Source organism: Priestia sp. P5_B4 (assembly GCF_056400385.1).
The window spans coordinates 1-5,286 of sequence record NZ_JBFULJ010000228.1; the positions used below are offsets into that span (position 1 = coordinate 1).

General features: G+C 39.7%; 8 protein-coding genes. All 8 read left to right on the forward strand.

The features are described 5' to 3' along the window. Nucleotides 1-31: 31 nt before the first annotated feature. Entirely contained in the window at nt 32-262 is a 231-nt protein-coding gene (locus AC1DRF_RS16045) for a KH domain-containing protein (protein WP_013058898.1), read from the forward strand. 151 nt (nt 263-413) lie between these two features. After that, on the forward strand, nt 414-797 hold the full coding sequence (locus AC1DRF_RS16050; protein ID WP_097824513.1) for a YlqD family protein: 384 nt from the start codon (nt 414-416) through the stop codon (nt 795-797). Nucleotides 798-809: 12 nt separating this feature from the next. Then, complete coding sequence (gene rimM / locus AC1DRF_RS16055) at nt 810-1,322, forward strand: ribosome maturation factor RimM (protein WP_013058896.1); 513 nt, start codon at nt 810-812, stop codon at nt 1,320-1,322. After that, a complete protein-coding gene (gene trmD, locus AC1DRF_RS16060) occupies nt 1,322-2,062 on the forward strand; it encodes a tRNA (guanosine(37)-N1)-methyltransferase TrmD (protein ID WP_097824512.1) in 741 nt (246 codons plus the stop codon). Before rimM ends, trmD begins: the two co-directional genes overlap by 1 nt. 161 nt (nt 2,063-2,223) lie before the next feature. Then, entirely contained in the window at nt 2,224-2,568 is a 345-nt protein-coding gene (gene rplS / locus AC1DRF_RS16065; RefSeq protein WP_013084808.1) for a 50S ribosomal protein L19, read from the forward strand. Nucleotides 2,569-2,748: 180 nt separating this feature from the next. Continuing rightward, nucleotides 2,749-3,300: a signal peptidase I gene (gene lepB, locus AC1DRF_RS16070; protein WP_013058893.1), complete on the forward strand. Its 552-nt coding sequence runs from the start codon at nt 2,749-2,751 to the stop codon at nt 3,298-3,300. 21 nt (nt 3,301-3,321) lie between these two features. Further along, nucleotides 3,322-4,188, forward strand: coding sequence for a ribosome biogenesis GTPase YlqF (ylqF, locus tag AC1DRF_RS16075; protein WP_028410801.1), 867 nt, complete (start codon nt 3,322-3,324; stop codon nt 4,186-4,188). A gap of 107 nt (nt 4,189-4,295) precedes the next feature. Further along, on the forward strand, nt 4,296-5,063 hold the full coding sequence (locus tag AC1DRF_RS16080; RefSeq protein WP_043976467.1) for a ribonuclease HII: 768 nt from the start codon (nt 4,296-4,298) through the stop codon (nt 5,061-5,063). Nucleotides 5,064-5,286: the final 223 nt, after the last annotated feature.

A 5,286-nucleotide genomic window follows, 5' to 3' on the forward strand; every position in this document is an offset into this window, starting at 1 on the left:
ATGCTAAATTAGGAAAATAATTCCACTCGAGATGACATCACTAATCGAAACAATTGTAAAGCCGCTTGTTGATTACCCAGCTGATGTTAAAGTGGAGGAACAAGAAGATGAACGTCAAGTGACGTACATCCTTACTGTTCACCAAGAAGATGTCGGCAAAGTAATCGGCAAACAAGGCCGCGTTGCAAAAGCGATTCGAACTGTTGTGAATGCAGCAGCATCACAGCAAGGTAAAAAAGTGTATGTGAAAATTCAAGAGTAATCAAAAAGGGAGAGGGATAACCTCGCCCTTTTTTTATGTTATGATAAGATGAACGTTTTGATCACAGTAAGTCTTTTGCGAGCAAGCAGCAGCTATTTCAATATGCATGTAAAAAGCACAAGGTCACTATCTTGAGAGCGGAGGGAACGTTTTGAACATTATTCAAAAAGTGGTTGTGAAACAAGTGTTAACTGAAGCAAGCAAACAAGATCTTGAAAATCGTTTTATAAATCGCAAGCAGGCGCTTGAAAAAGAAATGGAACAGCTGAAATTTCAGTTAAAGCACATGGAAAAAGCCAATAAAGGTTCTTCTTTATTACATAGTCAGTTTGAAAAAGAAAAATCCGCTCGCCTTGAAAAAATTGAAGTGTTGAACTTTCAGCTGACGCAATTAGAAAAGCTTCCTTTAGGGAGCGAACTCGTTGAAACGGAACTGGATGCCTTGGTAGAGGTAGAAATCGGCGATGATTGGGAAAAGATAAAAGAAAGTAAAACAATTATTATAAAAGATAGCAAAGTTGTTGAGATTAGATAGAGGTGAAGAAGTATGAAATGGTTTAAGGTTGGAAAAATTGTGAATACCCATGGTGTAAAAGGAGAAGTTCGTATTGTATCAACTACGGATTTTGCTGATGAGCGTTATGAAAAAGGAAATAAACTTTATATCTTCAAAGAAAAGCAAAGCGAGCCGGTAGAAGTAACAGTAGCAAGCCACCGCAGGCATAAAAATTTTGATCTGCTTACATTCGAAGGCTATCAAAACGTAAATGATGTTGAGCAGTATAAAAACTGCGAAGTAAAAATCCCTGAGGAGCAGCTAACGGATTTAGAAGACGGTGAATTCTATTTCCACGAAATTATTGGCTGTACAGTAAAAACAGAAGACGGAGTAGAGGTAGGAACGGTCAAAGAAATTTTAACGCCGGGAGCTAATGATGTGTGGGTTGTTAAAAAAGGCGGAAAAGAAGTTCTTATTCCTTACATCGACGACGTTGTACAATCTATTGATATAGATGAAAAAGAGATTGTTATTACAGTAATGGAAGGGTTATTGGACTAATGAAAATTGATGTACTGTCGCTATTTCCTTCTATGTTTGACGGTGTTTTTGGTGAATCAATTTTGAAAAAAGCACAGGAAAAAAATGCGGTTGAACTGAATGTAGTTAATTTCCGAGAATATTCTACGAACAAACATCAAAATGTGGACGATTATCCTTACGGCGGAGGTGCTGGAATGGTATTGACGCCTCAGCCTATTTTTGACGCTGTAGAAAAGCTGACTGAAACAGCCAAGAAGCCCCGTGTAGTTTTGCTTTGTCCGCAGGGTGAACGCTATACACAGGCAAAAGCAGAAGAGCTGGCAGCAGAAGAGCATTTAATTTTTATTTGCGGTCATTACGAAGGATATGATGAACGAATTCGTGAGCAGCTGGTAACTGATGAAATTTCAATTGGTGACTATGTATTAACTGGAGGAGAGCTTGGTGCAATGGTTGTGATCGATAGCGTTGTTCGCCTGCTTCCCGATGTGCTTGGCAATAATCATTCAGCTGTACAGGACTCACACAGTACCGGTTTACTAGAGCACCCCCACTATACGCGTCCCGCTGATTTTAGAGGCTTAACGGTTCCTGAAGTACTTATGTCAGGAAATCATAAAAAAATTGAACAGTGGCGCCAAAAAGAGTCTTTAAAGCGCACGCTGCTTCGAAGACCGGATATGCTTGAAAAGATAGAGCTAACAGAAGAGCAAAAGAAACTAGTAGCTCAATTAAAAGAAGAAAATCAGCTTTCATAAATCCATAAAATTTATGCATAAACTCTGTTGCATACGGTATAAGAGTGTGCTAAGATAGATTTTGTGGCTTGGGCAGATGTCTGGTCACCTATAACGATGTTCCGCTGCAATGATTGAAAAGCATTGGTATGAGCGTCTGTTGGAAGGAGTTGAAACACGCGATGCAAAAATTAATCGAAGAGATTACAAAAGAACAATTAAAAACAGATCTTCCTACGTTCCGTCCTGGTGATACTGTACGTGTACACGTAAATATCGTTGAGGGTACTCGTGAACGTGTTCAGGTATTTGAAGGTGTTGTTATTAAGCGTCGTGGCGGTGGTATCAGCGAAACATTTACAGTACGTAAGATTTCTTACGGTGTAGGTGTAGAGCGTACATTCCCACTTCATACGCCAAAAATTGCAAAAATCGAAGTAATGCGCCGCGGTAAAGTACGCCGTGCGAAACTTTATTACCTACGTGAATTACGTGGTAAAGCTGCGCGTATTAAAGAAATTCGATAATAGTAAAGGGGAGCTTGTTTATACAAGCTCCYTTTTTCAAATGTTTTTTTAGAACGATTCGTTCTCTGACAGTAAAAAATAGACGTACAAGTCATCATTTTTTTATTCTATTTATTTATTAGGCGTTTCAAACATTATCGTTTAAAATAAAGGTATGACATAAGAGTTGGAGGACTGAAGATGGCTCGAAAGAAAAATGAACTGTGGGAATGGATAAAAGCAATCGCCATTGCCGTACTGTTAGCTGTTGTAATTCGCTATTTCTTGTTTGCACCGATTGTAGTAGATGGACTTTCTATGATGCCTACGCTGCATGACCAAAATCGAATGATTGTAAATAAGTTCTCCTATAAGATTGGTGATCCTGATCGCTTTGATATTATTGTTTTTCATGCTACAGCGGAAAAAGATTACATAAAACGTATTATCGGACTGCCGGGTGATCATATTGAGTATCGAAATGATACGCTATATGTAAATGGAAAAGCTTATAAAGAACCCTATTTAGATCAGTATAAAAAAGAAGTGATTGACGGTAATTTAACCGAAGACTTTAAGCTAGAAGACGTAACGGGTAAAAAGACCGTGCCAGAAGGCTATTTGTTCGTGATGGGAGACAATCGACGCTACAGTAAAGACAGCCGTCAGATTGGCTTTGTGAGCATGGACAAGGTGCTTGGTAAAACGAGCGCCGTATACTGGCCGATTAAAGAAGCACGTTTTGCAAAGTAAAATATAAAAGGTGAGTAAAATATGACAATTCAATGGTTTCCTGGCCACATGGCCAAGGCCAGAAGACAAGTAACTGAAAAGCTAAAATTGATTGATATTGTATACGAACTGGTTGATGCACGCATTCCGCAATCATCGCGAAATCCAATGATTGATGAGATTATTGTGAACAAGCCGAGAATCGTATTGCTGAATAAAGTGGACAAAGCTGATCCGCGCGTTACTCAGCAGTGGCTAGATTATTACAAAGCACAAGGTATTTATGCCTTAGCTATTGACGCACAAGCAGGTAAAGGAATGAAACAAATTGTTTCGTCTTCCAAAGAACTTCTTCAAGAGAAGTTTGACCGTATGCGCGCAAAAGGAGTCAAAAAACCCCGCGCTATTCGAGCGATGATTGTAGGGATTCCTAACGTTGGTAAATCCACGCTGATTAATCGCCTTGCCAGTAAAAAAATCGCCAAGACCGGAGATCGTCCAGGTGTGACGCAAGCACAGCAGTGGATTAAGGTAGGAAATGAGCTGGAGCTACTTGATACGCCAGGTATTTTGTGGCCTAAGTTTGAAGATGAAACAGTTGGATATAAGCTTGCGACAACGGGTGCTATTAAAGATACCATTTTAAACATGCAAGATGTTGCTGTTTATGCGCTGCGCTTCTTAACTAGCCATTACCCAGAACAATTAAAGCAGCGTTATGATTTAAATGAAATCCCTGAAGACATTGTAGAGCTTTTTGATGCAATTGGGTCGCGCCGCGGCTGTTTAATGGGTGGCGGCATGGTGGATTACGATAAAACGGCTGAGCTTGTTCTTCGAGAAATTCGAACGGATAAAATTGGCACCTTTACATTTGATGATCCAAGTGAAGCTGAACAGCAGCTGTAAGCAATACATTGCGAACTGAAACAAAAAACGCCTCTGCCTTTTTAGCATGAGGCGTTTTTTATGTAAAAGTGCCGCATGAAAATGTTGATATAAAGAAGGTGGAGCTAATGAAAAAGAGTATTAAGGAAATAAAAGAAGAACTAAAGCAAGTGAGAAGCCCGGAAGATGCTTTATTTAAGGCATATGCGCAAGATGAGCGTAAAGGTGTGCAGCAGGTTATTATTCAAAAACAAAGGCAATTTGAAGCCGCTGAGCGCTTGAAGAAACAGTTTGATGAAATGATGGCATATGAAAACGAATTATACAATCAAGGAGCAACCTATATTGCCGGAGTAGATGAAGTAGGAAGAGGACCGTTAGCAGGACCGGTAGTAGCTGCTGCTGTTATTTTGCCGCCGGATTTTTTTCTCCCTGGTTTGACGGATTCAAAGAAGTTATCAGAAGCAAAGCGAGAAGCGTTTTATGAAGAAATTTGTAAAAGCGCTGTCGCTATCGGTATAGGTATTATAGACGCAGAGGTCATTGATTCTATTAATATTTATGAAGCAACAAAAAAGGCAATGACTGAAGCAATTGAACTTCTAGCTGTTCAGCCTGATGAACTGCTTATTGATGCGATGAAGCTGCCGGTGCCTATTTCGCAGCAGTCAATCATCAAAGGCGATGCTACAAGCATTTCCATTGCTGCAAGTTCTGTTATTGCAAAAGTGACGCGAGATCGAATGATGAAAGAACTTGGTGAACGCTATCCTGCATACGGATTCGAAAAACATATGGGATATGGAACAAAACAACATTTAGAAGCAATCGAACAATATGGAATTTTGCCAGAACACCGCCGATCTTTTGCACCAATAAAAAACCAAGTAAACTAGAACATGATACCCAAGCATATCTCTGCTTTTTAGCGCATGTTTCACATGCGGGATTTTAGGCTCAAAAAGGATATAGCTTATTTAAGTGGAGATATTGCAGAGGGTGAAGTTCGTAAATTATTTTCCTCTCAGTTCGCTTCAGTTGTGAAGGTTGATTTACATGATCAACCGTACGTTTAACGTCCGCAGAGTCTCATTGACCTCATAAGGTATGGTTAAGTAC